The sequence below is a fragment of the Faecalibacterium sp. OF03-6AC genome (assembly GCF_003478175.1).
GTDB classification, from domain to species: domain Bacteria; phylum Bacillota; class Clostridia; order Oscillospirales; family Ruminococcaceae; genus Faecalibacterium; species Faecalibacterium taiwanense.
In genome coordinates, this window is the sequence record NZ_QUEN01000004.1 from 258,665 (window position 1) to 279,513 (window position 20,849).

22 protein-coding genes are annotated in these 20,849 nt (G+C 58.7%); 13 read left to right on the forward strand and 9 right to left on the reverse strand.

The annotated features are described in order from the left end of the window. Window positions 1-5: 5 nt before the first annotated feature. The 3 genes from DXA66_RS06855 to DXA66_RS06865 all read left to right on the forward strand — a co-directional run bounded on the left by DXA66_RS06855 (window position 6) and on the right by DXA66_RS06865 (window position 3,305). Entirely contained in the window at window positions 6-566 is a 561-nt protein-coding gene (locus tag DXA66_RS06855) for a TIGR01440 family protein (RefSeq protein ID WP_005937663.1), read from the forward strand. 5 nt (window positions 567-571) lie between these two features. Next, window positions 572-1,294, forward strand: a complete 723-nt coding sequence (locus DXA66_RS06860) for a YggS family pyridoxal phosphate-dependent enzyme (protein WP_118527761.1) — start codon at window positions 572-574, stop codon at window positions 1,292-1,294. Window positions 1,295-1,514: 220 nt separating this feature from the next. After that, window positions 1,515-3,305 carry an ABC transporter ATP-binding protein gene (locus tag DXA66_RS06865; RefSeq protein WP_118527763.1) on the forward strand — a complete coding sequence of 597 codons (1,791 nt, stop codon included), beginning with the start codon at window positions 1,515-1,517 and terminating at the stop codon, window positions 3,303-3,305. 80 nt (window positions 3,306-3,385) lie between these two features. Here DXA66_RS06865 and DXA66_RS06870 read toward each other — a convergent pair whose 3' ends face one another. From DXA66_RS06870 to DXA66_RS06895, 6 genes are all read right to left on the reverse strand, one after another. After that, on the reverse strand, window positions 3,386-4,336 hold the full coding sequence (locus tag DXA66_RS06870; RefSeq protein ID WP_118527765.1) for an ROK family glucokinase: 951 nt from the start codon (window positions 4,334-4,336) through the stop codon (window positions 3,386-3,388). 148 nt (window positions 4,337-4,484) lie between these two features. Further along, entirely contained in the window at window positions 4,485-5,369 is an 885-nt protein-coding gene (locus tag DXA66_RS06875) for a fumarylacetoacetate hydrolase family protein (RefSeq protein WP_118527767.1), read from the reverse strand. Window positions 5,370-5,383: 14 nt separating this feature from the next. Continuing rightward, complete coding sequence (locus DXA66_RS06880; protein WP_118527769.1) at window positions 5,384-5,935, reverse strand: DJ-1 family glyoxalase III; 552 nt, start codon at window positions 5,933-5,935, stop codon at window positions 5,384-5,386. Between the two features lie 161 nt (window positions 5,936-6,096). Beyond that, window positions 6,097-6,396, reverse strand: coding sequence for a YerC/YecD family TrpR-related protein (locus DXA66_RS06885; protein WP_097776983.1), 300 nt, complete (start codon window positions 6,394-6,396; stop codon window positions 6,097-6,099). 102 nt (window positions 6,397-6,498) lie between these two features. Next, a complete protein-coding gene (locus tag DXA66_RS06890; RefSeq protein WP_118527771.1) occupies window positions 6,499-6,993 on the reverse strand; it encodes a GNAT family N-acetyltransferase in 495 nt (164 codons plus the stop codon). Between the two features lie 8 nt (window positions 6,994-7,001). Then, complete coding sequence (locus DXA66_RS06895) at window positions 7,002-7,523, reverse strand: nitroreductase (protein WP_118527773.1); 522 nt, start codon at window positions 7,521-7,523, stop codon at window positions 7,002-7,004. Window positions 7,524-7,747: 224 nt separating this feature from the next. Here DXA66_RS06895 and DXA66_RS06900 point away from each other — a divergent pair, with 224 nt between their 5' ends. Both DXA66_RS06900 and DXA66_RS06905 read left to right on the forward strand, forming a co-directional pair. After that, complete coding sequence (locus DXA66_RS06900) at window positions 7,748-8,341, forward strand: RICIN domain-containing protein (RefSeq protein ID WP_097776986.1); 594 nt, start codon at window positions 7,748-7,750, stop codon at window positions 8,339-8,341. 162 nt (window positions 8,342-8,503) lie between these two features. Beyond that, window positions 8,504-9,013, forward strand: coding sequence for an 8-oxo-dGTP diphosphatase (locus DXA66_RS06905; protein WP_044953245.1), 510 nt, complete (start codon window positions 8,504-8,506; stop codon window positions 9,011-9,013). Window positions 9,014-9,136: 123 nt separating this feature from the next. Here DXA66_RS06905 and DXA66_RS06910 read toward each other — a convergent pair whose 3' ends face one another. Further along, complete coding sequence (locus tag DXA66_RS06910) at window positions 9,137-10,195, reverse strand: PTS transporter subunit IIC (protein ID WP_118527775.1); 1,059 nt, start codon at window positions 10,193-10,195, stop codon at window positions 9,137-9,139. A 342-nt stretch (window positions 10,196-10,537) separates the two neighbouring features. On the opposite strand from DXA66_RS06910, the gene DXA66_RS06915 reads away from it, so the two are divergent. From DXA66_RS06915 to DXA66_RS06950, 8 genes are all read left to right on the forward strand, one after another. Further along, entirely contained in the window at window positions 10,538-11,740 is a 1,203-nt protein-coding gene (locus tag DXA66_RS06915; protein WP_243089048.1) for a GH25 family lysozyme, read from the forward strand. A 14-nt stretch (window positions 11,741-11,754) separates the two neighbouring features. Next, the gene (locus DXA66_RS06920) at window positions 11,755-12,597 is read left to right on the forward strand and encodes an HAD-IIB family hydrolase (RefSeq protein ID WP_118527779.1); all 843 of its coding nucleotides are present in this window, start codon (window positions 11,755-11,757) and stop codon (window positions 12,595-12,597) included. Window positions 12,598-12,704: 107 nt separating this feature from the next. Continuing rightward, window positions 12,705-13,427 (forward strand): DUF4830 domain-containing protein, encoded by a 723-nt coding sequence (locus DXA66_RS06925; protein WP_097776991.1) that lies wholly within the window; start codon window positions 12,705-12,707, stop codon window positions 13,425-13,427. 293 nt (window positions 13,428-13,720) lie between these two features. Beyond that, the gene (locus tag DXA66_RS06930; RefSeq protein ID WP_005937619.1) at window positions 13,721-13,984 is read left to right on the forward strand and encodes an HPr family phosphocarrier protein; all 264 of its coding nucleotides are present in this window, start codon (window positions 13,721-13,723) and stop codon (window positions 13,982-13,984) included. A gap of 106 nt (window positions 13,985-14,090) precedes the next feature. After that, on the forward strand, window positions 14,091-15,731 hold the full coding sequence (gene ptsP, locus DXA66_RS06935; protein WP_097776992.1) for a phosphoenolpyruvate--protein phosphotransferase: 1,641 nt from the start codon (window positions 14,091-14,093) through the stop codon (window positions 15,729-15,731). A gap of 183 nt (window positions 15,732-15,914) precedes the next feature. Continuing rightward, complete coding sequence (locus DXA66_RS06940; protein ID WP_118527781.1) at window positions 15,915-17,096, forward strand: cation diffusion facilitator family transporter; 1,182 nt, start codon at window positions 15,915-15,917, stop codon at window positions 17,094-17,096. Between the two features lie 19 nt (window positions 17,097-17,115). Further along, on the forward strand, window positions 17,116-18,303 hold the full coding sequence (locus DXA66_RS06945) for a pyridoxal phosphate-dependent aminotransferase (protein ID WP_097776994.1): 1,188 nt from the start codon (window positions 17,116-17,118) through the stop codon (window positions 18,301-18,303). 84 nt (window positions 18,304-18,387) lie between these two features. Then, a complete protein-coding gene (locus DXA66_RS06950; protein ID WP_118527783.1) occupies window positions 18,388-19,599 on the forward strand; it encodes an NADP-dependent isocitrate dehydrogenase in 1,212 nt (403 codons plus the stop codon). A gap of 99 nt (window positions 19,600-19,698) precedes the next feature. On the opposite strand, the gene DXA66_RS14380 is transcribed toward DXA66_RS06950, so the two are convergent. Together DXA66_RS14380 and aroD are read right to left on the reverse strand one after the other, a co-directional pair. Next, on the reverse strand, window positions 19,699-19,869 hold the full coding sequence (locus DXA66_RS14380; protein WP_165852900.1) for a hypothetical protein: 171 nt from the start codon (window positions 19,867-19,869) through the stop codon (window positions 19,699-19,701). Between the two features lie 32 nt (window positions 19,870-19,901). Then, window positions 19,902-20,657, reverse strand: a complete 756-nt coding sequence (gene aroD / locus DXA66_RS06955) for a type I 3-dehydroquinate dehydratase (protein WP_118527785.1) — start codon at window positions 20,655-20,657, stop codon at window positions 19,902-19,904. Window positions 20,658-20,849 lie beyond the last annotated feature (192 nt).

Genomic DNA, 20,849 nt, shown 5'->3' on the forward strand with positions numbered 1-20,849 from the left:
TTTTTATGACAGAAGAATTCAAAAAACAGATCGAGACGCAGGCCCGGCAGGCAGTGACCGAACTGCTGGCCGAAGCAAAGCTGAAAAAGGGCGATGTGTTCGTGGTGGGCTGCTCGTCCAGCGAGATCGTGGGCGGGCACATTGGCAAGGATTCCAGCCTCGAGGCGGCACAGGCCGTGTACGCGGGCATTGCCCCAGTGCTGGCCGAAAACGGCATCTGGCTGGCCGCACAGTGCTGTGAGCATCTGAACCGCGCTATTATCATCGAGCGCGAAGCCGCCGAAAAATACGGCTGGGAAGAGGTGTGCGTGGTGCCGCGCCCCCACGCAGGCGGCAGCTGGGCCACTACCTGCTGGAAGAAGTTCCGGGAGCCTGTGGCCGTGGAAGAGATCCGTGCCCATGCAGGCATTGATATCGGCGGCACCCTGATCGGGATGCACCTGAAGCGTGTGGCGGTGCCGGTGCGGCTGAGCCTTTCCAAAATTGGTGAAGCGAACATTCTGTGCGCCCGCACCCGCCCGAAGCTCATCGGCGGCGAGCGCGCCAAGTATACCGAGGAGGACTGAGCATCATGGCAGAAAAGAATCTGGAACAGATGCAGGAGGCCGTGGCAGAGATCCGGGAAAAGATGGCAGCCGCGGCCCGTGAAGCAGGCCGCGACCCGGCAGCGGTGCAGCTGTGCGCCGCCTGCAAGACCCGCACAGCACAGACCGTGGCTGCAAGCGCAGCCCTGCCCATCGATGTGTTCGGTGAGAACCATGTACAGGAGCTGTGCGCAAACTTTGACGCAGGTGCTTACTGCGGCAAGCCCAGCCACTTTATCGGCCATCTGCAGACGAACAAAATTAAAAAAGTGCTGGGCCGTGCCAGCCTCATCCAAAGCGTGGACAGTGAGCATCTGCTGAACGCCATCGAGAAGGAAGCAGCCAAGGCCGGCATCGTGCAGGACGTGCTGTTGGAGGTGAACATCGGTGGCGAGGAGAGCAAGACCGGCGTGGCACCGGAAGCGCTCTGGCCGCTGCTGGATGCTGCTGCCGCACAGGAGCACATCCGGGTCAAGGGGCTGATGGCCATTCCGCCCGTGAACGACGACGATGCCCGCAACCGCCGCTATCTGGCCGAGGTGTACAAGCTGTTTGCGCAGGCCGGAGAGCGCGGCTATTCCAACGTGTCCATGGAGACCCTCTCCATGGGCATGAGCGGCGACTTTGAAAACGCCATCCGGGAGGGTGCCACCCTTGTGCGCATCGGCACCGCCATCTACGGCGAGCGGGATTACAGTAAAAAAGTGTAAAAATAAAAACGGCCTCGCCCTCTCAGTCGCTTGCGCGACAGCTCCCCCAGAGTGGGAGCCTTTGGCAGTCCACGCAAACTTCATCTCTTTGCCAAGGGCTCTCCCTTTGGGAGAGCTGGCATCGAGCAAGGCGAGATGACTGAGAGGGCGAGCCAGCTGAAAAATATCTGCAACGTCTTGAATCGTAAAAGCTTGAAGAAAATCAAAAAACGGAGGAACCATGTCAAAAACCAAGATCAACGACCCCGGGGCGCACCACGCAGGCAGCGGTGCGCTGATCCGGCGTTTTCTGCCCTATCTGGCAAAGTACAAAATGACCCTGTTTCTGGACCTGTTCTGTGCAGCGCTGACCACCCTGTGTGATATCGTGCTGCCCAAGATCATGAGCACCATCACCAACGCCGCCATGGGCGTGGGCATCACCCTGACGGCGGGCATCGTGCTGCGGCTGGCAGCACTCTATTTTGTGCTGCGCATCATCGACGGTGCAGCCAGCTATTACATGTCCAGCATCGGTCATATCATGGGCGTGCACATCGAGACGGATATGCGCCGCGATGCCTTTGACCACCTGCTCAAGCTGGACCACACCTACTACAACAACACCAAGGTGGGTACCATCATGGGCCGCATCACCAACGACCTGTTCGATGTGACCGAGTTCGCCCACCACTGCCCGGAGGAATTTTTCATTGCGGCCATCAAGATCGTGGTGTCCTTTATTATCCTGTGCCGGGCCAGTGTGCCGCTGACGCTGGCGGTGTTCGCCTGCGTGCCGCTGATGGGCGTGGTGTCCGTTTACCTGAACGGACGGCTGCGGGCGCGGTTCCGCCAACAGCGCGTGCAGATCGGCGAGCTGAACTCCACCATTGAGGACAGCCTGCTGGGGCAGGGTGTCGTGAAGGCCTTTGCAGCCGAGGATGAGGAACGCGAGAAGTTTGCAAAGGGCAACCGGGATTTTGAGCAGATCAAGACCCTCGGCTACTACGCCATGGGTGCCTTCAACACCTCCACCCGCCTGTTCGACGGCCTGATGTATCTGGTGGTCATTCTGGCAGGCGGCCTCTCGCTGGTGTACGGCAGGATCACCGCCGGTGACATGGTGGCCTATATGCTGTACGTCACCACCCTCATTGCCACCATCCGCCGCATCGTGGAGTTTGCCGAGCAGTTCCAGCGCGGCATGACCGGCATCGAGCGCTTTGCCGAGATCATGGACACCCCTGTGACCATCGGCGACGCCCCGGATGCGGTACCGCTGCAGCCCGGCCCCGGTGACATCCGGTTTGAAAACGTCAGCTTTGAGTACCCGGACGACCACAACAAGGTGCTGCACAACGTCAGTCTGGATATCCGGCCGGGCGAACGGCTGGCGCTGGTCGGCCCCTCGGGCGGCGGCAAGACCACCCTGTGCAACCTCATCCCCCGCTTCTACGAGGTGACCAGCGGCCGCATCCTGATCGATGGGCAGGACATCCGCCATGTCACTCTGAAGAGCCTGCGGCAGGACATCGGCATCGTGCAGCAGGACGTGTACCTGTTCAGCGGCACGGTGGCCCAGAACATCGCCTACGGCAAGCCCGGCGCCACCCGCGAAGAGATCATGGAAGCGGCGCGTCTGGCGGGGGCCGAGCGGTTCATTCTGGCCCTGAAGGACGGCTTTGACACCTACGTGGGTGAGCGCGGTGTCAAGCTCTCCGGCGGACAGAAGCAGCGCATCGCCATTGCGCGGGTGTTCCTGAAGAACCCGCCCATCCTCATTCTGGACGAGGCCACCAGCGCACTGGACAACGAAAGCGAGATCCTGGTGGGCCAAAGCTTGGAAAAGCTGGCCCATGGCCGCACCACCCTGACCATCGCCCACCGCCTGACCACTATCAAGGACTACGACCGGATCCTCGTGCTGGGCGAAGAGGGCATCGTAGAATCCGGCACCCACGACCAGCTGCTGGCAAAGCAGGGCGTTTATTACCGCCTGTGGAATCAGCTGCCGGGGGAAGATACGCTGTAAATTTTATTGAACGTACAAAGAAAAACCCGGAAACGACCGTCGTTTCCGGGTTTTTAAGTTTCTGAGAAAATACCGCTGAATCATTCACCCACGATCAGGCGCACAGAACCATAGATACCAGCATCGTTGCCGAGGATAGCGGGCACGATGGGGGTCTCACAGCAGGACTTGAAGGCATAGACCTTGAAATGCTCCCGCAGCGGGGCAAACAGCACCTCGCCTGCGCGGGACACACCGCCGCCGATCATAAACATCTCGGGGTCGGTGGTGGCGGCGATGCTGGCAAGTGCCAGACCCAGCGTGTCGGTCATCTCGTCCACCTCACGGGCGGCAAGGGCATCGCCATCGCGGGCGGCATCAAACACGTCCTTGGCGGCAAACTCGGTGCCGCGCAGGGTGCAGGGAGTGTCCGGGTTCTCGTCCAGCAGTTTCTTCATGCAGCGCACAACGCCGGTGGCACTGGAATACTGCTCCAGACATCCGTGCTTGCCGCAGCCGCAGGCGGCGGTCTCGTGGCGGTCCACGGTGATGTGGCCGATCTCGCCGCCGGCACCGTGGGTGCCATCAATGACCTTGCCGTTGACGATGACACCGCCGCCCACGCCGGTGCCCAGCGTGACCATGACCGCGCTGCGGCAGCCCTTGGCGGCACCCATCCAGATCTCGCCCAGAGCGGCCACGTTGGCGTCATTGCCCACAAGGACCCGGATGCCGCTCAGCATACCGCCAAGCTCTTCGGCCACATTGTGTTTGCCCCAGCCGCCGAGGTTTGCACAGATGATGGGCACGATGCGGCTGTCCAGCACAGGGCCGGGCACGCCCACGCCCACGCCCTCTATCTGCTCAGCGGCAAGGCCTTTTTCCTGCATCTTGCCCTGCACGGCAGCGGCCAGATTTTTCAGAATGTGCTCACCGGCGTTGGAGGTGTCGGTGGGAACTTCCCACTTTTCCAGCAGTTCGCCGGTGGTCTTGAACAGGCCGATCTTGGCGGTGGTGCCGCCCAGATCGATGCCGAATGCGTATTCCTTCATAGTTCATTTACCCCTTCTGCGGCCCGGGGCCGCATTTTTCATTCATACAGCCAGTATAGCACACCCGCTCCGAAAAGAGCAGTGCCGCTGCGGATTTTCATGCAAACAGACGGAAAACACAGTGGATATTTGGCACAAATGCCAGTGCTCACCGCACGGTGTTGGTCAGGCTACCAATGCCGTCGATCTCGCAGCGCACCGTGTCGCCGGGCTTCAGAAACTGCGGCGGGTCCATGCCCATGCCCACGCCTGCCGGGGTGCCGGTGGCAATGATGGTGCCGGCCTTCAGGGTCATGCCCTGAGTCAGCTCGTGGATCACGTGGTCGATATCAAAGATCTGCAGGCCGGTGTTGGAGTCCTGCCGCTTTTCGCCGTTGACAAAGCTTCGGATGCCGAGCTTGGGCGGGTAGGTGCCGAACTCGTCTGCGGTAACGATGCAGGGGCCGATGGGCGTGAAGCCATCGAGACTCTTGCCGAAGTACCACTGCTTGTGGGCGGTCTGCACATCGCGGGCGGAAACATCGTTCAGGATGGTGTAGCCGAACACATAGTCTTTTGTCTGCCCGGCGGGCACATCCTTGGCATCTTTGCCCAGAACCACAGCCAGTTCGCATTCGTAGTCCAGCTTCTGCACAAGGTCGGTGTGAGCTTCAATAAAGCCGCCGTCCGGCACAGCGCGGGAAACGCGCTTGGAAAAATAAATGGCATCCTGATGTTTGGTTGCAAAGGCATCGGCAGAGTATTTCTCCGCTTCGTCCGAGTGGGCCATGTAGTTGATGCCAAGGCACACCACATCCTGCGCCGGGCAGGGGATGGGGCTTTGCAGCTGCACGGCATCCACGGGCAGGGCCGGGATGCCCGCAATGGCAAGCTGCAGGCCTGCCCGAACCTGCGGGGTCAGAAAGGGGATGGCGTCGGACAGGGTTTCGTAGGAAAGACCCAGCCAGCTCAGCGGCCAGATCTGTGTGCCGTCCGGCGAAAGAATAGCCGGATCTTCTACGCCGTCCGGCAGGCGGCAGGTGACAAAACGCATTTCAGTTTCCTCCCTCAGTGGCGGTAGGCGATGGCGTTCTGGATGCGGTCGGCCTCAGCCTGCCCGGCCAGCTGGCGCACCAGCTCCAGCGCAAAGGGGATGGCACCGCCCAGACCGTAGCTGGTGGTGATATTGCCGTCCACTACCACTTCGGTATCCAGCACCTCAGCACCGGCCAATTTGTCTTGGAAACCGGCGTGCGCCGTGGCTTTTCTGCCCTCCAGCAGGCCGAGAGATGCCAGCACGCTGGGTGCTGCGCAGATGGCAGCTACCTTTTTGCCGCTCTTTGCAAAGGAAACGCAGGTGTCGGTAACGGTCTTGTTGGCGGCAAGGTTCGGGGTGCCGGGGATGCCGCCGGGCAGCACCACCATGTCCACATCCGAATAATCCACCTCTTCGGCCAGTGCGTCGGCGGTGATATGCACCTTGTGGCTGCTCACGATCTCGCGGCTGCCGGATGCGCTGGCCGCGGTCACCTCCACCTTGGCGCGGCGCAGCAGATCGACCACCAGCAGGGCTTCACATTCCTCGGTGCCCTCGGCAAAAAATACAACAGCTTTGCTCATAAAAATCAAACCTCCCTGATTTCTGATGAAGACGGCGCATCTGCGCCGCATGAGGAAAAACGATAGAAGTACCCCGCTGGCGTGGGGACTTCTGCCTTCCCGGTTGAATGATAAAAGCCGCATACCGCACGGGCGGCACGCGGCATGGTTTGTGTGGAAGTTCAGTTTTGATCGTCGGCAGCTTTTTCCGCTTCCAGCAAGGCGCGCAACACGCTGTCGTCGGCACTCAGCACCCGGCTTACCCGGCTGATGATGGCGCTGGATGCACCGGTCTTATCCATGATCTCGGTGTAGATGCGCTTGTCCACCAGCATCTCGGCAATGTTGTAGCGCTGCTCCATTGCGCTCAGCTCGGAATAGCTGCACACATCCTGTAAAAAACGGTAACACTGTTCCGGAGTCTTGAGCTGCAAAAATGCCTGATACAGACCGGACTGGCCGGTAGGATGATCTTTTGCCATGTCGTTCTCCTTTTTTGCAGATGCCGCCCACAGGCAGGCACTTTATTACACTACACCAGTGTAGTACAAACGGGGAGAAATTTCAATAGCTTTTGCAGCTTTTTAGCCCAGCGTGTGCTCAAACACCACTTCGTCCCGGGGGACGGTGCCGTTTTCCTGCTCGGCGGGCTTTAAATTGCGGTAGCGCAGGGCCTTGAAGAACTGCTGCACCGGCAGGGCCTTGGCGTGCACGGTGCACCACACACGGCCCTTGCCCTCGCCGCGGGCCAGCCGCTCGCAGGAGAGCACGATGTCCCGGCCCAGTGCCTTGCCGCGGTATTCGGGCTTGAGGTACAGGTGCATCAGGTGCAGGGCGGTGTTCTCCATCTTCCACGCAAAGTAGCCGATGGTCTTGCCGCCCAGAACCACGAGGAAGTAGTTCACATCGTTGTCGATGTCCTCTTCAATGGCATCGGCGCTCTGCAGCTCTTCCACAAGGGTGTCCAGCTGTTTTGCGGGGTAATAGCGCTTGTACACCTCATGCCAGAGTTCACTGGCAAGGTCGGCGGCGGCGTGGATATATTTGGCCTTGGCGACCAGCTTGTAATCAGGCTTCATAGTTCTCCTTACACTTTTACGATATAATCCGGCTTGCGGGGTGCTGCGGGCTTGGGGTCTGCAGCAGGGTAGCCCAGAATGCAGTGGCCGATGCCGACCCAATCGCCCTCGATGCCCCACTGCCGGAGCAGGGCCTTGCCCTCTTCTGTTTCAAACTCTTCCTTTGCGCGGTTGATCCAGCAGCTGCCCAGCCCCAGCGAAGCGGCAGCCAGCATCAGGTTGCCCATGACAAGGCTGCCGTCGGGTACGGCATTTGCGGCGTGAGCATCGGCCAGCACCACCAGAATGGTGGGAGCGCCGTACATGGGGTCGGTGTCCCTGCCCATGACAGCGGCGTTCATGCGGGTGAGCTGGGCGCGGGCGGCAGCGTCCTGCACGACCACGATCTTTGCACTCTGGCGGCCCATGGCGCTGGCGGCGTAGGTACCGGCTTCCAGCACGGCATCCAGTTCTTCGTTTGTGATCTGCTCCGGCTTATAGGCACGGCAGCTGCGGCGGGTTTTGATGGTTTCCAAGGTTTCGTTGGTCATGGCAATTCCCTCCCTTAAAGCATGTGCCTTTATTGTATCACAAGACGGGCCGGAGTGTAAAGAAATTCCCTGCAGAGACGGTTTTGTTGTGCGTAAACGTTATCGTTGCGGGAATCATGTCAAAATGCACAATAAAACGTAAAAAGATTATGGAAAAGCATCCTTGCTGACAAAGGGTAAATACGTTATAATAGGGCTACCAAACTGGAAAGGAGTCGTGCTCTATGGCAAAGGCATCGCAGGCAGTCATTCTGGAAAATGAATTTTATATCATCAAAGCCCCCAATGGGAAGGTGCTGGAAGTAAAGAACTTCAACACCGAGAACGGCGCGGCCATCCAGCTGTGGAGCTATGCGGGCCATCCGTGGCAGCAGTGGCAGTTCGTGGACGCAGGCGAGGGCCGCTGGCGAATCTGCAACCGCTTTACCGGAAAGATGATGGATCTGGCCCTTGGCGGTGTGGTGGAGGGCACATGGCTGCACCAGTGGAGCCGCACCAGCGGGCTGAGCCAGTGCTGGGCGCTGGAGCCCACCCGCAGCGGGCGCACCCGCATCCGCAATGTGCTGGCGGATAAATACATTGACCTTGTGGGCATGAACACCGCCAACGGTGCACAGGCCCAGATCTGGAACTTTGTAGCAGGCGGCAATCAGGAGTGGACGCTGGAACGCATCGATCCGGACACCGCCCAGAGCGGACGCCGCGCCGAGGAGGCCAAAGACCCGCAGCCCACGCCCAGCCAGCGCAAGCATCAGAACGACCTTGTGCGCAAGCTGAACAATGCGGGCAAGGGAAGAGCAAGCCGGAAGGGGCAATGATTTTAAATTGCCGCCGCGTTGCTCTGGCATATTCAGAGGAAAAAGTTATTTTTGGTTTGCACCCCGGCAAAGCCTGCGGGCTTTGCCGGGGTGCTTTTTCCCGGGAGGGGCCGCAGCGTAAAACGGCATTTTCCACAAAAACAAAATCAAAAGGAGAACTCAATGAATCTAGGAGCCTTCATGAACCCGGAATTTCCCATTTTCAGCACCACGCTGTGCTATCTGGAACGGGACGATGCCTACCTGATGCTGCACCGCATCAAAAAGCAGGACGACTACAACCACGACAAATGGATCGGCGTGGGCGGAAAGTTTGAGCGGTTTGAAAGCCCGGAGGACTGTCTGCTGCGGGAAGTGAAGGAGGAGACCGGCCTGACGCTGAAGCGCTTCCGCGCCCGGGGTCTGCTGACCTTTATTTGGGGCAACATGACCGAGTTCATCCACCTGTACACCGCTGATGAATGGACGGGCGAGATGGTGCAGGGCGATGCCTGCAGGGAAGGCGTGCTGGAATGGGTGCCGAAGGATAAGGCGGCTGAACTGCCCATCTGGGAGGGCGACAAGATCTTCTTCCGGCTGCTGAATGAGGAACGGCCTTATTTCTCCCTCAAGCTGGTGTATGAAGGCGATACCCTTACGCAGGCGGTGCTGGACGGGAAACGGATCGTTTGAGCGCTTCCTGTGCAGAGCGCAGCCGCGTGTTTAACCGTGAAAAGACAAATCCCGGCAGACCGCAGCCTGCCGGGATTTGCTCAATCAAAAAGCAAAAAGCAAAAAGAATTTTCCGCTTAAAAATCAGTTCAGCTTCAGGTCGCCCTCTTTGATCCAGCCCAGCTTGCGCTCGATCTCGCAGAAGATCACGCTCAGCACAGCGGGCAGAACAAAGCACAGCAGCACCATGGCAGCCCAGTCCATCGGGGTGATGGCGGCTTTGGTACCGGCGGCAATGTCGCTGACCCAGCCGGTGTACACGCCGATCTGACCCACCAGACCGCAGGTGCCCATGCCGGAGGACACAGCGGCACCGTTCATCTCAAAGTGGAACACGCAGGTGGCCAGCGGGCCGGTGATGGCACTGGCCAGTGTGGGCGCGATCCAGATACGGGGGTTCTTGACGATGTTGCCCATCTGCAGCATACTGGTGCCAAGGCCCTGACTGACCAGACCGCCCACGCCATTCTCCTTGTAGCTCATCACGGCAAAGCCGATCATCTGGGCGCAGCAGCCTGCCACGGCGGCACCGCCGGCAAGGCCGGTCAGACCCAGCGCGGCGCAGATGGCGGCAGAGGAAATGGGCAGGGTCAGCGCCACGCCCACAATGACGGATACCAGAATGCCCATGGCCAGCGGGGCCTGCTCGGTGGCCCACATGATCAGGGTACCCACCTGACTTGCGGCAGCGCCAATGGGTGCGGCGATCAGCATGGAAAGGCCCACGCCGGAAAAAATGGTCACCAGCGGGGTCACGAGGATGTCCACGCGGGTCTCCTTGCTCACGGCCTTGCCCAGCTCGGAAGCCACGATGGCAATGATGAGCACGGCCAGCGGGCCGCCTGCGCCGCCCAGAGCATTGGCCGAGTAGCCTACGGTGATCAGGCTGAACAGCACCAGCGGCGGGCAGTGCAGTGCCCAGCCGATGGCACAGGCCATGGCCGGGCCGCTCATGGCCGTGGCGTAGCCGCCAAGGTCTACCAGTACGTCAAGGCCGGTCTGCTGGCCCAGCGTCTTGATGATGGTGCCGATCAGCAGGCTGGCAAACAGGCCCTGCGCCATGGCACCCAGCGCTTCAATGAGATAGCGCTGCGGAGTGATGACGATATCCTTGCGTTTTAAGAAATCTTTCACATTTGACATGAGAAACTGCCTTTCTGTTTCAAGATGGTGGATTCAATGCAAAAACTGCATGTCAAGTATAATACCATACACATGTCAAGACAGCAAGACAAAATGCTGATTTTGCTGGAAATATCTGCAATTTTTGGCTTTGTGCAATGTTTTTGCGGGCTGAGACGTATCTGTTTTGGAGCATTTTCTGATACCGGGGCGGCAGCTTTTCGGAGCTGCGCTTTGCAGTGTGCGGCAATTGACGGGGGCTTGCCCGCGGGTGTATACTGAAAGAGTATTGAGAAGATGAAACGCTGCCCTTTTTGCGAAGGGCGGCATCCCGATAAAAATGCATGAGGTTTGGAGCACAACATGAAAAAAACGTTCTGGAATAAACTGACTGCCCGCGGCACCCGCGGCAAAACGCGGTGTGCAGCGGCAGTTCTGGCATTGGCAATGACCTTTTCAATGGGCGCACCGCTGGCACTGGCTGCACAGCCGGAAGAAAGTACCGCGGCAGTGACCGAGACTGTTTCTGCACAGCAGGAAACGGCAATGCCCACCCTGCAGACGGAGACCCCGGAGCTTGCTGCACAGGACCCGGAAGCACCGCCTGTACAGGCCACTGAAGCGGAGGAGAACAGCACGAACCAGCACACGCCGGAAAACAGCGTGGTGCTGACCCCGGAGGAGATCCGTGCCGCACTGGATGCCGGTGCCATGGATGCCGCCGAAGCCCAGTGCATCGACCTGAGCGATGAGAACGGCTTTTTCAGCTGGCTGTTCAATTTCCTGTTCGGCTGGCTGGGCAAAGACGAGTCTCAGCCGGAGCCGGCCTACTCCGGCTGGCGTACCTCCGGCGGCAAGACCTACTACTACAGCCAGACCACCAACAAACCGGTGACCGGCATCCAGTGCATCGACAATAAACTCTATTACTTCAATGCGGACGGTGTGCTGGAAAATGGCAAGACCTTCGGTGTGGATGTTTCCAAGTATCAGAAGAACATCGACTGGAACCAGATCAAAAAGGCAGGCGTGAGCTTTGTGATCGTCCGCATCGGCTACCGCGGCTATGGTGCTTCCGGCACGCTGGTGCTGGACCCCATGTTCGAGGAGCATTTCACCAATGTGAAGAATGCGGGCCTGAAGGTGGGCGTGTATTTCTTCAGTCAGGCCACCACCGAGGAGGAAGCCAAGGAGGAAGCCTTTGCCTGCGCCTACGTACTGAACGGACGCAAGCTGGATTACCCCATCTTCTTTGACACCGAAGCATCCGGCGCTTCCAATGGTTCCGGCCGCGCCGACGGTCTGGGTATGGAGGACCGCACCAAGTGCGCCATCGCCTTCTGTGAGGAGGTCAAGGCACAGGGCTACAAACCCGGTGTGTATGCCTCTACCCTGTGGTACCGCAAGCGTGTCGATCTGAACAGCCTGAAAAAATATACCATCTGGAACGCACATTATGGTGTTGCCAGCAGCCCCATCGACTGCGCCCTGTGGCAGGGCACCTGCACGGCACGCCTGCCCGGCTATAAGGGCGATATGGACGTGAACATCAGCTACATCGGATAAGTGAGGAAACTGCAATGGACCGCATTCGCCTGATCGCATCGGACATGGACGCGACCCTTCTGGACGAGTACAGCCAGTTGCCGCCAAAGTTTACCGAGACCATCCGTGCACTGGCCGGGCAGGGCATCTTGTTTGCCGCCGCCAGCGGGCGGCCTCTGTACACACTGGAAACGATGTTCCCCGATCTGCTGGAGGAGATCATCCTCATTGGCGACAACGGCGGCGCTGCCCGCTGGAAAGGGAAAGACCTGTTTGTGTCCGAAATGCCTGCCGAGGGCTGGCGGCAGCTGGCCCGCAGCACGAAGCAGGCCGGAGACGTGGGCCTTTTGTGCGGCCTGCAGGCTGCTTATGCCGAAAAGCAGGATGAACGATACGATGCCGTTTTCAAGAATTTTTATACCCGGGTGGAATATGTGGATGACTTGACTGCGGTGGAAGCGGCGGCGGATAAGTTTACCGTCTATCTGCCCAACGACGACTCGCAGGAAGCCTTCGACCGGACCTACGGCGCATTCCACACCGGAAATGGCGGTGCATTCTCGGTGGCAGTGGCAGGCAGAAACTGGGTGGACGTGATGAACCCAGGTGTGCACAAGGGTGCAGCACTGGCAAAGGTGGGTGCACTGCTGGGCATTCCGGCCGACAGCATGATGGCCTTTGGTGACACCTACAACGATGCCGAGATGCTCACCACCGCGAAGTACGGCTTTTTGATGGAGAACGGCAGCGGACCGCTGCGGGCGCAGGTGTCGTTTCTGGCACCGTCCCACCGGGAATACGGTGTGATGCAGGTGCTGAAACAGGTGCTCCGCCAGAACGGCGAAGTAAGCTCGGAAGATTTTACAAAAGCACATTGATCGATATTGACAAAAGGGCAGGTTTTACCTGCCCTTTTGTCATACACCCCAGCTGTGCTGAATAAATTGTTCTCAGAGCAATAAACAGGCTGGGGAGGCATGGGGATATGTTTGTAGTCACGTTAAGCAAAACGAGCCTGAAAAAACTGGGTCTGGGTGCCATGTGCTGCGCACTGGTGGTGTGCAGTGCTCTGCTGGGCCGGTTCATCAGCAACCGCACCGTTGCGGTCTCGGCGGCGGTGAACAAAATTGAGAGTGCACAGGACATCCAGACATGGTTCACCGGCTACGGTCTGGATGTGGACGGCGCATCCATCACAGCAGACAAGGTCAAGATCCCCCGCAAGTGGGATGACAGCTTTTCGGCCTTCAACGGGGTGGTGCAGCAGAGCGGCATGGACCTTGCACGCTACAAGGGCAAGACCGTGGAAAAATGGACGGCGCTGATCCCGGCGGCAAGCAGCGGCGAGACCAGCCGCTACGGTGTGCTGTTGGTGTACCGCAAAAAGGCCGTGGGAGCTTACCTGCTGGAACGGCCCTCCGGCGTTGTGGTGGGCCTGAAAGACATGCAGGCCGCCATGGCGGAAGCTGAGGCAAAGCAGACTTCCGGCGAGGACTACGAGGGCGACTGGGGTGAGCGCCACGACGAAGAGCTGACCGGCAGCGAACCGGCACAGCAGACCTCCGGCGAGGACTACAGCGGCGATTGGGGCGAACGCCATGACGAGGAATTGACCGCCCAGCAGACCTCCGGTGAGCCGGATGCCGTGCCGCAGGCTGTACCTTATACGGAACTGCCGCTGGATGCCGAGGGATATCCGGTGGAATGAGCACCGGAACGACCTACCAAAGCCGGAAACGACCGGGAACAGCTTCGGGTTTTGATGCAAAATCAGGCCGCAATTTGCCTAAAATTTGCGCACAAGCAGAAGAAAAAGTGAAATGCGTGCATTTTTGTCACATTTGTATGTTCAATTGTACCAAAATTTTGCATAAAAAATTAGCAATATGAAATGGTGAAAAATTCCCGGCAAGGGTTTATAATAGATGTATCAACCGTGCCGCGGCTCGGCCGCGTCTGGTGCAAGTGCAGAAGCGCCGCACGGGATCAAGTAAGGAGAAAATGATTATGAAGGAATTCCAGTATACCGTTAAGGATGCATGCGGCATCCACGCTCGTCCCGCCGGCCTGCTCGTCAAGACTGTCAAGGGCTTTGCCAGCAGCGCTACCCTGGAAAAGGACGGCAAGAGCTGCGATATGCGCAAGCTGATGGCTCTGATGGGCATGGGTGTAAAGCAGGGTGAGACCGTTACCGTCAAGGTCGAGGGCGACGACGAGGAAGCTGCAGCAGCAGCCATCCAGAAGTTCCTGACCGAGAACGTCTGATTCCGCAGTTAAGATGAGGAAGGCCCTCGCGGGTGAGCTGCGGGGGCTTTTTTTGGACTGTCGGAGCAGTGCGGCCCCGGCACAGATGAAGAAGGAGTAGTGTGCAATGCAGGTAGGCACCGGTAAGAGCATCCTGAATGGCATCGCCATCGGCAAGCTCAAGATCTACAAGAAAAAGGATACTGCCATTTCTGCCGCAGAGGTAGCGGATACCGCAGCGGAAGTGGCGCGTTTTGAAGAAGCGCAGCAGAAGGCCATTGAGCAGCAGACTGCGCTGTATGAAAAGGCACTGGCAGAGGCTGGCGAGGACATCGCCGAGGTGTTCAACATCCATGCCATGATGCTGGAAGACGACGACTTTGTGGATGCCATCAAGGAGATCATCAACAGCCAGAAAAAGTGTGCCGAGTACGCCGTCAAGACGGCAGGCAACAATCAGGCTGCGGTGTTCGCCGCCATGGATGACCCGTATCTGCAGGCCCGCAGTGCAGATGTCATCGATATCGCACAGGCCATTCTGGACATCCTGCAGGGGGTGGACAACGCCAGCCTGCAGGGCACCGAGCCCAGCATTCTGGTCGCGGAGGATCTGGCCCCGTCTGAGACCGTCCGCATGGATAAGAGCCTGCTGCTGGGCTTTATCACCCGTGAGGGCAGCTCCAACAGCCACACCGCCATTCTGGCCCGCAGCATGAACATCCCTGCCCTGATCCAGTGCAAGGATATTCAGGACGACTGGGACGGCAAGATGGCGGTCATCGATGGCTACAACGCCTGCGTTTACGTTGACCCCACCCCCGACCTGCTCAAGAGCCTGAAGAAGCGCCAGCAGGAAGATCAGAAGAAGCAGGCCCTGCTGCAGGAGCTGAAGGGCAAGCCCAACACCACGCTGGACGGCAAGACCATCAATGTCTTTGCCAACATCGGCGGCATGAGCGATGTGGGCGCTGTGCAGCAGAACGACGCCGGCGGTGTGGGCCTGTTCCGCACCGAGTTCGTCTATCTGAACTGCAAGGACTTCCCCACCGAGGACTACCAGTTCGAGGCCTACAAGCAGGTGGTGGAGAGTCTGGCTCCCCGCAAGGTGGTCGTCCGTACCTGTGACATCGGTGCCGATAAGACCGTCGATTACATGAAGCTGGATCACGAGGAGAACCCCGCTTTGGGCTACCGCGCCATCCGCATCTGCCTGACCCGCAGGGACTTCTTCAAGACTCAGCTGCGCGCTCTGCTGCGTGCTTCTGCCTACGGCAACATGAGCATCATGTTCCCCATGATCACCAGCCTGCGGGAGCTGCAGGATGCCAAGGCTGTTCTGGAAGAATGCCGCGCAGAACTGACCGCCGAGGGCGTGAAGATGGGCCAGAACATCGAGGTGGGCACCATGATCGAGACCCCCGCCGCTGTGCTGATCGCGGACGAGCTGGCTGCCGAGTGCGACTTCTTCTCCATCGGCACCAACGACCTGACCCAGTACACCTGTGCGCTGGACCGCCAGAATGCAAAGCTGGAGCCGTTCTTCAACCCGCACCATCCCGCTGTGCTGCGCGCCATCAAGATGACCATTGAGGCGGGCCACCGTCACGGCATCTGGGTGGGCATCTGCGGTGAGCTGGGCGCAGACACCGCCCTCACCGAGACCTTCCTGCGCATGGGCGTGGACGAGCTGTCCATGAACGCCAAGAGCATCCTGCCAGTGCGCAAGATCATCCGCAGCGTGGACCTGAGCAAGCCTTCTGAGAAGTAATTCATCCGAAAATCCCGGTTTACCGTTCCCATAAAGCTCCCCGGCAGGGCATCCCGCTCTGCCGGGGTCTTTCTATACCGGGCAAAAGTTTTCGGAAAATACTTTAAAACGATAAAGCGAAATGCTATACTATAAGCGATGACAGGGTATGCAGGTGTCCAGCGCTGCCCATGGAGGACCGTTATGACTCAGTTTTTGATTCGTCTTTTCATCCGCCAGCCCGACCATGCGCAGGACCCTAAGGTGCGCGCCGCCTACGGCAACCTTGCCTGCTGGGTGGGCGTGGCATGCAACCTGCTGCTGTGTCTGGGCAAGCTGACCGTAGGCACTCTGTTCGGCTCTATTGCCATCATGGCAGATGCCCTGAACAACCTGTCGGATGCCTCGTCCAACGTGGTCAGTCTGGTGGGCTTCAAGCTGGCCGGCAAGGCCCCGGACGCAGAGCATCCCTTCGGCCATGCCCGGTATGAATATCTGGCGGGGCTGGTAGTCAGCGTGACCATTCTCGGCATCGGCTTTTCGCTGCTGAAGGAATCGGTGGTCAAGGTGCTGCACCCCACCCCGGTGGTGTTCAGCTGGCTCACGGTGGCCGTGCTGATCGCATCCATCCTCGTCAAGCTGTGGATGAGCGGCTTCAACCGCACCATCGGGCGTATCATCGGCTCCGAGACCCTCATTGCCACTGCTGCGGACAGCCGCAACGATGTGCTGAGCACCAGCGCGGTGCTCATTGCAGCGGTGCTGTGCCGCGTGACCGGCTGGGATGTGCTGGATGGCCTGATGGGTGTAGGCGTGGCGGCGTTCATCCTGATTTCCGGCTGGGGCCTTGTGATGGATACGCTCAGCCCGCTGCTGGGCGAAAGCCCCAGCGAGGATCTGGTGGACCACATCGAGCAGAAGGTACTCTCTTATCCCGGCGTGCTGGGAATGCACGATTTGATGGTGCACGACTACGGCCCGGGACACCAGTTCGCCTCCCTGCATGTGGAGCTGCCCGCCGAGCAGGACCCGCTGGAGGCACACGACCTGATCGACAACATTGAGCGGGACTTTTTTAAGAATGACCGGCTTTTGGTTACCATCCACTACGACCCCATCGTTACCTCGGATTCTGCCGTGGGCGTGCTGCGCGCCCGCCTGACCGAAAAGCTGCGCCAGCTCGACCCGGCCCTTTCGCTGCACGATCTGCGCATCGTGCCGGGCAGGACCCACACCAACGTGCTGTTCGATCTGGTGCTGCCGGCAGGCTATGCAGGGGATAAGGTAGAGCTGCTGGCACAGCTGGAACAGTTCATCAAGGAACAGGATACAGCCTACAGCTGCATCATCAAGGTGGAACAGAGCTATACGGCTGCCCACAAATAAACTCTCAGGGGGAAGTATTATGCTGAATGAGACCTACCGCGCGATGCTCGGCAATAAGAGCGTCATCCGCGAGACCTTCATGTACGGCAAACAGCGTGCCGCAGAGATCGGATATGAGAATGTGTTCGATTACTCGCTGGGCAACCCCAGCGTGCCCTGCCCGCAGGAGTTCACTGCCGCCATGCAGGACCTGCTGGCCAACGAGGAACCGGTAAACCTGCACGGCTACTGCCCCAGTCAGGGCGACCCGGGCTTCCGCACCGATGTGGCAGCGCACCTGACAAAGACCTTTGGCCTGCCCTATGAGCAGAAGCACATCTTCCCCACCACCGGTGCGGCGGGTGCCATTGCCCATGCCATCCGTGCGGTCACGCAGCCTGGCGACGAGGTGCTCACCTTTGCGCCCTACTTCCCGGAGTACGGCCCTTATGTGGCGGGCACCGGGGCAGTCCTCAAGGTTGTGCCGCCGCAGGCACCGACCTTCCAGCCCAATCTGGACGCATTCGAGCAGATGATCGGCGAAAAGACCACCTGTGTGCTCATCAACACCCCCAATAACCCCACCGGCGTGGTCTACTCTGCCGGGACGCTCACCCGCATGGCAGAGATCCTGACCGAGAAGAGCAAGGCTTTTGGCCACAACATCTTCCTCGTCAGCGATGAGCCCTACCGGGATATCGCATTCGACGGCAAAAAGGTGCCCTACCCGGCGGCGTTCTACCCCCACACTCTCACCTGCTTCTCCTATTCCAAGAGCCTGAGCCTGCCCGGCGAGCGCCTTGGCTATGTGGCGGTGCGTCCGGGCTGTGAAGGCGAGGATGTGCTGGTGGACATGATGGCCCAGATCTCCCGCTTCACCGGCCATAACTGCCCGCCCAGCATCATCCAGCGGGCCGTAAGCCGCTGTCAGGATGTGACCAGTGATCTGAGCGTGTATGAGACCAACATGAACCTGCTGTACGATAAGCTCACCGCGCTGGGCTTTGAGGTGGAGCGCCCCGGCGGTACCTTCTACATCTTCCCCAAGGCTCTGGAAGAGGATGCCAACGCTTTCTGCATGAAGGCCCGGGAGTTTGACCTGCTGCTGGTGCCCAGCGACAGCTTCGGTGTCAAGGGCTATGTGCGCCTTGCCTACTGCATCGATACCGAAAAGGTCAAGCGCAGCCTGCCGGCCCTTGAAAAGCTGGCAGCCGCTTACCGCAAATAAACATTCTGCCGAACTGCCCGCGCGGCATCTGGCAGTGCAGCGCGGCTGGAGAAACGATCCAAAGAGATGAAAGGGAACCCTGCTATGGAAAAGATCAAAATGACCACGCCCCTCGTCGAGATGGACGGCGACGAAATGACCCGCATTCTGTGGAAGATGATCAAGGACGAACTGATCCTTCCGTTTGTGGACCTCAAGACCGAATATTACGATCTGGGCCTGCCCAACCGCGACGCTACCGCCGACAAGGTGACCATGGATGCCGCCCTTGCCAACAAGAAGTACGGCGTTTCGGTCAAGTGCGCCACCATCACTCCCAATGCCCAGCGCATGGACGAGTATAAGCTGCACGAGATGTGGAAAAGCCCCAACGGCACCATCCGCGCGGTGTTGGACGGCACCGTGTTCCGCGCACCCATCATGATCGACAGCATCAAGCCGGTGGTCAAAAACTGGAAAAAGCCCATCACCATTGCCCGCCACGCCTACGGCGATGTGTACAAGTGCACTGAGTTCCGCATCCCGGGTGCAGGCAAGGCTGAACTGGTGTTCACCGGTGCCGATGGCTCTGAGCAGCGCGCCACCGTGTTTGACTTTGAGGGCACTGGCGTTCTGCAGGGCCAGTACAACAAGGATGATTCCATCCGCAGCTTTGCCCGCAGCTGCTTCAACTACGCACTGGATGTGAAGCAGGATCTGTGGTTCGGCGCAAAGGATACCATCTCCAAGAAGTACGACCACACCTTCAAGGATATCTTCCAGGAGGTGTACGACACCGAGTATAAGGCAAAGTTCGAGGCCGCAGGCATCACCTATTTCTACAGCCTCATTGACGATATCGTTGCCCGCGTCATTCGCAGCGAGGGCGGCTTTGTCTGGGCCTGCAAGAACTACGACGGTGACGTGATGAGCGATATGGTCTCCACTGCCTTTGGCTCTCTGGCTATGATGACCAGCGTGCTGGTCAGTCCGGACGGCAAATACGAGTTCGAGGCCGCCCACGGCACCGTCACCCGCCATTACTATAAGTACCTGAAGGGCGAAAAGACCTCCACTAACCCCATGGCTACCATCTTTGCGTGGTCTGGCGCGTTCAAGAAGCGCGGTGAACTGGACGGCCTGCCGGAGCTGGTGAAGTTTGGCGAGGCACTGGAAGCCGCCAGCCTGCAGACCCTGAACGACGGCATCATGACGAAAGACCTGTGCGGTCTGGCCGAGGGCATCACCCCCACCGCTGTGGACAGCGAGGGCTTTATCAAGGCCATCCGCACCCGTCTGGAAGCCAAGCTGGCATAAAACGATTTTCAATATAACATAAAAACCGGAACGATTCACCCGAAAAAGGGACGATCGTTCCGGTTTTTGTTTTAGGCAGGATGTGCGACAAACTGGAATTTAGTAACGCAAAAGGAAATATACGACATATACCCAACTAAGTAATCCATGAAAAATCGCCCAACCGACAGACTTCCACGTTGTATAACTAATAACCATAGCTAATGCACTTCCAAAAGTTATTCCTGATTTTACCGTTTTCTTGACATTCGTTGATTTATTATCTTCCATGTTTGTTTCCTCCACAAATTCCGAGTTGTTGGTTACAAATGCAGTGCATCCAGTACTTCATTTACGATGTCCAGCGATACCTGCCCCGGTGCACTTGCCTGTCCGGGATTGGCAAAGGTCATGGCGGAGCCAAGGGCTTCGCCGGAAAGGCGGCTCACCGCGCCCAGAGCTCCCATGCTCATGGTAATGATGGGAGTCTCCGGATGCCGGTCGGCCATTTCAGCGGTGGCAGCCAGAAGCTCCAGCACATCGGCACGGCTCTGGGGCATCACAGCCAGCTTGGGCAGATTAGCCCCGGCCTGCTGCATGGCAACCATGCGGCTCACCAGTTCGGCGCGCGGCGGCGTTTTATGGAAGTCGTGGCTGGAACACACCACTGCAGCCCCGGCGGTGTGGGCATCTTCGATCAGCGCGGGAAGCTCTGCGCCTGCAGTGAAAAATTCAATGTCGATCAGATCGGCGCAGTCGGTGGCAAGAACGGTGCGGATAAAATGAAGATACTCTTCGTGAGCCAAAGCGGCCTTGCCGCCTTCGGCTTTTGTGCGGAAGGTGAAAAGCAGCAGCTTATCCTTCAAGGCAACACGGAGCTTCGCGGCGCAGTGCACGATAGTCGGAAGGTCTTTTGCGCCTTCAAAGCAATCGATACGCCATTCCACACAATCGGCGCGCAATGTGGAAAACTCGGCAGCTTTTTCAAGAATGGCGGTTTCCGTGGGCTCTACAATAGGAATAATAACTTTGGGGCGGCCCTCGCCGATGCAGCAGCCGCGGATGTTGACACAGGGCATGGCGCTTCTCCTTTATAGAATAAGTATAGCTACCTTACACAGGATGCTGGGGGATGACTCCATAATACGTTCTGCCCGCCGCCTTGTCAAGAAAAAGGCACGCCCTGAAACGGGTGAAAAACGGGGAGATTCTTTGCGCTGCAAAGAAATTGAAAAAAGTTGTCAAAAAGTGTTGACAAGGAGGCGGGGGTG

Excerpts from the sequence above, each read along its gene's own strand:
- DXA66_RS06860 (WP_118527761.1), top strand. The coding sequence starts at position 572 with ATGGCAGAAAAGAATCTGGAACAGATGCAGGAGGCCGTGGCAGAGATC.
- DXA66_RS06880 (WP_118527769.1), bottom strand. The coding sequence starts at position 5,935 with ATGAGCAAAGCTGTTGTATTTTTTGCCGAGGGCACCGAGGAATGTGAA.
- DXA66_RS06870 (WP_118527765.1), bottom strand. The coding sequence starts at position 4,336 with ATGAAGGAATACGCATTCGGCATCGATCTGGGCGGCACCACCGCCAAG.
- ptsP (WP_097776992.1), top strand. The coding sequence starts at position 14,091 with ATGCAGGTAGGCACCGGTAAGAGCATCCTGAATGGCATCGCCATCGGC.
- DXA66_RS06865 (WP_118527763.1), top strand. The coding sequence starts at position 1,515 with ATGTCAAAAACCAAGATCAACGACCCCGGGGCGCACCACGCAGGCAGC.
- DXA66_RS06895 (WP_118527773.1), bottom strand. The coding sequence starts at position 7,523 with ATGACCAACGAAACCTTGGAAACCATCAAAACCCGCCGCAGCTGCCGT.
- DXA66_RS06885 (WP_097776983.1), bottom strand. The coding sequence starts at position 6,396 with ATGGCAAAAGATCATCCTACCGGCCAGTCCGGTCTGTATCAGGCATTT.
- DXA66_RS06925 (WP_097776991.1), top strand. The coding sequence starts at position 12,705 with ATGTTTGTAGTCACGTTAAGCAAAACGAGCCTGAAAAAACTGGGTCTG.
- DXA66_RS06945 (WP_097776994.1), top strand. The coding sequence starts at position 17,116 with ATGCTGAATGAGACCTACCGCGCGATGCTCGGCAATAAGAGCGTCATC.
- DXA66_RS06930 (WP_005937619.1), top strand. The coding sequence starts at position 13,721 with ATGATTATGAAGGAATTCCAGTATACCGTTAAGGATGCATGCGGCATC.
- DXA66_RS06910 (WP_118527775.1), bottom strand. The coding sequence starts at position 10,195 with ATGTCAAATGTGAAAGATTTCTTAAAACGCAAGGATATCGTCATCACT.
- DXA66_RS06905 (WP_044953245.1), top strand. The coding sequence starts at position 8,504 with ATGAATCTAGGAGCCTTCATGAACCCGGAATTTCCCATTTTCAGCACC.
- DXA66_RS14380 (WP_165852900.1), bottom strand. The coding sequence starts at position 19,869 with ATGGAAGATAATAAATCAACGAATGTCAAGAAAACGGTAAAATCAGGA.
- DXA66_RS06875 (WP_118527767.1), bottom strand. The coding sequence starts at position 5,369 with ATGCGTTTTGTCACCTGCCGCCTGCCGGACGGCGTAGAAGATCCGGCT.
- DXA66_RS06890 (WP_118527771.1), bottom strand. The coding sequence starts at position 6,993 with ATGAAGCCTGATTACAAGCTGGTCGCCAAGGCCAAATATATCCACGCC.
- DXA66_RS06940 (WP_118527781.1), top strand. The coding sequence starts at position 15,915 with ATGACTCAGTTTTTGATTCGTCTTTTCATCCGCCAGCCCGACCATGCG.
- DXA66_RS06855 (WP_005937663.1), top strand. The coding sequence starts at position 6 with ATGACAGAAGAATTCAAAAAACAGATCGAGACGCAGGCCCGGCAGGCA.
- DXA66_RS06915 (WP_243089048.1), top strand. The coding sequence starts at position 10,538 with ATGAAAAAAACGTTCTGGAATAAACTGACTGCCCGCGGCACCCGCGGC.
- DXA66_RS06920 (WP_118527779.1), top strand. The coding sequence starts at position 11,755 with ATGGACCGCATTCGCCTGATCGCATCGGACATGGACGCGACCCTTCTG.
- DXA66_RS06950 (WP_118527783.1), top strand. The coding sequence starts at position 18,388 with ATGGAAAAGATCAAAATGACCACGCCCCTCGTCGAGATGGACGGCGAC.
- DXA66_RS06900 (WP_097776986.1), top strand. The coding sequence starts at position 7,748 with ATGGCAAAGGCATCGCAGGCAGTCATTCTGGAAAATGAATTTTATATC.
- aroD (WP_118527785.1), bottom strand. The coding sequence starts at position 20,657 with ATGCCCTGTGTCAACATCCGCGGCTGCTGCATCGGCGAGGGCCGCCCC.